Source organism: Achromobacter sp. UBA5777 (assembly GCF_002418565.1).
Lineage (GTDB): Bacteria > Pseudomonadota > Gammaproteobacteria > Burkholderiales > Burkholderiaceae_B > Achromobacter > Achromobacter animicus.
Map to the genome: position 1 here is coordinate 1 of NZ_DIEJ01000085.1, position 3,421 is coordinate 3,421.

5 protein-coding genes are annotated in these 3,421 nt (G+C 66.6%); 2 read left to right on the forward strand and 3 right to left on the reverse strand.

The features are described 5' to 3' along the window. Nucleotides 1-120: 120 nt before the first annotated feature. Genes B3446_RS06095 through B3446_RS06105 form a run of 3 tightly spaced genes read right to left on the reverse strand, consistent with a single transcriptional unit; the run spans nucleotide 121 to nucleotide 2,144 of the window. The gene (locus B3446_RS06095; RefSeq protein WP_191575655.1) at nucleotides 121-921 is read right to left on the reverse strand and encodes a DUF4198 domain-containing protein; all 801 of its coding nucleotides are present in this window, start codon (nucleotides 919-921) and stop codon (nucleotides 121-123) included. Nucleotides 922-974: 53 nt separating this feature from the next. Continuing rightward, complete coding sequence (locus B3446_RS06100; protein ID WP_056562769.1) at nucleotides 975-1,490, reverse strand: DUF2271 domain-containing protein; 516 nt, start codon at nucleotides 1,488-1,490, stop codon at nucleotides 975-977. Between the two features lie 27 nt (nucleotides 1,491-1,517). Continuing rightward, nucleotides 1,518-2,144 carry a PepSY-associated TM helix domain-containing protein gene (locus B3446_RS06105; RefSeq protein WP_291378451.1) on the reverse strand — a complete coding sequence of 209 codons (627 nt, stop codon included), beginning with the start codon at nucleotides 2,142-2,144 and terminating at the stop codon, nucleotides 1,518-1,520. Nucleotides 2,145-2,346: 202 nt separating this feature from the next. Here B3446_RS06105 and B3446_RS06110 point away from each other — a divergent pair, with 202 nt between their 5' ends. Together B3446_RS06110 and crcB are read left to right on the forward strand one after the other, a co-directional pair. Beyond that, entirely contained in the window at nucleotides 2,347-2,901 is a 555-nt protein-coding gene (locus B3446_RS06110; protein ID WP_056562763.1) for an HdeD family acid-resistance protein, read from the forward strand. A 5-nt stretch (nucleotides 2,902-2,906) separates the two neighbouring features. Further along, the gene (gene crcB / locus B3446_RS06115; RefSeq protein ID WP_191575653.1) at nucleotides 2,907-3,299 is read left to right on the forward strand and encodes a fluoride efflux transporter CrcB; all 393 of its coding nucleotides are present in this window, start codon (nucleotides 2,907-2,909) and stop codon (nucleotides 3,297-3,299) included. Nucleotides 3,300-3,421 lie beyond the last annotated feature (122 nt).

Consider the following 3,421-nt stretch of genomic DNA (forward strand, 5'->3'; position numbering starts at 1 on the left):
GGTGGCGCCTGCCAGCGCGGCCGGGCGCGCTGGCATTGCGCCATAGGCGACGCGGACGGCCGGGGCCGCCGCGTTGCGCGGTGCGAAGGAAGGAGAGGTCGCCACGCGCGCGCCTTTGCCTTACGGTTGCAGCACTTCAACCGTGCCGGCGTACGACAGGCGGCGCTTCTTGGCCTGCGGCACGGTGACCTTGGCGTCTTCCATGCCGGCTTCGATCCAGTACAGGCCGGGCTGCGGCCACTTCACCGAGAACTTGCCGTCCTTGTCGGTCTTGATCTGGATTTCGCCGACCTTATCGCGATAGCGGCTGCCGCCGGGCACGACATTCACCTCGAGATCCGCGGCGGGCTTGCCGTCCAGCAACATCTGGAACGTGGCGGCCTCGTCAGTGAAGAGGTCGTTCGGGTGCGTCACGGGCGCCAGCTCCAGGCCACGGCCCACGGGCTTGACGGCCGAGGGCTTGCCGGCGGTGACGAAGGTCTCGACGCGGCCCAGGCTCTGCGAGACTTCAAGCTCGTCGGCCTTGGCCGGCACGGCCTGCGCCATGCCTTCAACCTTGCCGAAGTAGCGCTTGTTCTTGCCGTCTTCCTTCCAGCGCGCGAATACGCCGTCGTTGACCACGGCAACGCGGTAGGTGCCGGCTTGCTTTAACTGCAGGTCGAACGTGCTGCGCAGCTTGCCGCGGTTGATGTTCTCGGCTTCGGCGGCATTGCCGTCCGGCGCGGTGACGGTCAGGCCGTCCAGGCGCAGCGGCGCGTGGTTGAAGTAGAACTTGTCGTTGCCGACCGCGGCGTCCACGGTGATCCAGCTGTCGGTGCCGGACAGCACTGTCGAGGACGGCACGATCCAGACGTCATGGGCGTGAGCGGCAAAGGGCAGGCACAGCGCCAGGGCGGCGGCCAGTTTGGCGGCGGATTTCATCGTTGCGTTCCTTGCGTTTCTTGCGTTGCTAAAGGGGCTGGTCACGGGGCCGGTCAGGGTTTGAGGTCGAGCGCGATGGCGCCCAGTTCGTGTTCGCCGCGCGCGCTCAGTTGCTCGGCCTTTTGCGGCGGCCACTGGAAGGGGATGCGCACGAGTTCGCGGCCGCCCACTTCGCGCGCGGCTTCGACCACCACCGCGTACTGGCCGGGCTTGAGCTGCGCGAGCGGCTTGCTGGCCGCGTCAAACGACAGCGCGTGCTTGCCCACGGGCTTTGTCGCGCCGCTGACGCCGTCCACCGGGAACTGCTGGTTGCGGCCGCTGCGGCGCCACCACTGGCGCATGTCTTTGAGCCACTCGGTGCCTTCGTTGTTCTTCTTGGCCACGTCGTACCAGACGGCCAGGTCGGTGGCGACGCTCTGGTCGGGGTTCTCGATCCAGATCGCCACGTACGGGCGGTGGTATTCGGCCACGTCCAGACGCGGCACCTCGATGGACAGGCCGATGTCTGCGGCGTGGGCCGTTCGGGCGATCAGGCCGGCGAGCAGCGCCGGCAACAGCAACTTGCGCATGGAAATCTCCAGGGCGTATCGATGGAATCAGTGAATGAAAAGCAGCGCCAGCACCAGCGGAATCACGACGCCCAGTCCCACCATGGGCCAGGTTGCGCTGCGGTTGCCGGCGTGCATCTTGAGCAGCACCAGTCCGGTCAGCGAGAACACCAGACAGGCGACGGCAAAGATGTCCAGGAACCAGCTCCACGCCAGACCCGTATTGCGGCCCTTGTGCAGGTCGTTCAGGTACGAGATCCAGCCGCGGTCGGTGCGCTCGTATTCGATGTCGCCGCTGGCGCGGTCGATGGACAGCCAGGCGTCGCCGCCCGCGCGGGGCAGCGACAGGTAGACCTCGTCAGGCGACCACTCGGCGGTCTTGCCGGCTGTCGAGGCGTCCAGCGTCTCGTCCAGCCAGGCGGCGACCGAGGCGGGCAGGGGCGCCTTTTTTGCCGCGGGCGCGGCGGCGAGCTGCTGGAGCTGGGATTCAGGCAGACGGGCCTCGCGGCTGGTCACCACGGCCTTCGATTCGATGTGTGACGCGTTGTTCAGCGTCAGCCCCGTCACCGCGAACAACAGCATGCCCAGCAGGCAGAGCGCAGAACTGATCCAGTGCCACTGATGCAGTGTCTTGAGCCAGTAGGCGCGGCGGCGGGGAGCGGGTTGGGTGTCCATGGAATGTCGGGCAGGAAGCGGCCGGATTCTAGCATTTAATGAGAATTACTCTTAAAAAAGCGCGGCCTTTTCGCGCACGAAAATTTCAATCGATTTCGGCGGAAAGCGCCTTATTTGCCGAAGCTGAATGCAGGCTGAACGGATGCGCCTGCCGGCCAGCGGGACTAAGATAGGCCACCCTTTGCAAACACCGGAGGTCGTCATGCTGCAACAGCAAGTCGTGGATCAAATCGGTCGTCATTGGGGATGGGTGGCGCTTCGCGGCGTCGTTGCCATCCTGTTCGGGTTCATGGCCATGTTCATGCCGGCCATCACCTTGTCGGCGCTGGTGCTGGTGTGGGGCGCTTTCGCGCTGGTGGACGGGGTGCTGGCGCTGATCGCCGGATTCCGCATCCGGGACAACGGCAAACCGCTGTGGGCGCTGATCATCGTGGGCCTGCTGGGCGTGGCGGCGGGTATCGTCACCTTTCTGTGGCCGGGGCTGACCGCGCTGATCCTGCTCTACATCATCGCCATCTGGGCGATCGTGGCGGGCGTGTTCCAGATCATCGCCGCCGTGCGCTTTCGCAAGGCCATCCGCAACGAATGGCTGCTGGGCCTTTCCGGGCTGGTGTCGGTGGCCTTCGGCGCCATGCTGGTGATGCAGCCGGGCGCCGGCGCGCTGGCGCTGGTGTGGGTGATCGGGATCTATGCCGTGTTCTTCGGCATACTGCTGCTGGTTTTTTCCCTGCGTCTCAAACAACACGGCACCGTCTGACCTAAATGTCCGCCTATCAAACGCTGGTTCCCCTGAATTTCCTGGCCGTGGGCCTGGGCGCGATCCTTGGCGCGTGGTGCCGCTGGCTGGTCGGCCTGTGGCTGAATGCGGGCTCGTGGCCGTGGGGCACGCTGGCGGTGAATCTGGCGGGCGGGTATCTGGTGGGCGTGGTGCTGGCGCTGGTGGCCGGGCACCCCGAGTGGCCGGCGTGGGTGCGGCTGGGGGCCATCACCGGATTCATGGGCGGGCTGACCACGTTTTCCACCTTTTCGGCAGAGACCGTCGCGATGCTGGAGCGCGGCGCGTATGTCAGCGCGCTGGGCTATGCCGGTTTCAGTCTGGCCGGGTCGCTGGCGCTGACGGCGGCGGGGCTGGCCACGGTCAGTCTGCTGCGCTAGGCGCGTTGACGCGTGTGCCGCAGCGGCGATTGAAGCTGCGGGCGCGCCGCGGCCATTGACGCCTTGCGCGTGCCGCGCCGATCAGGCCCCGTCCGTACGCGCGGCGACCGCCGTGGGCAGCC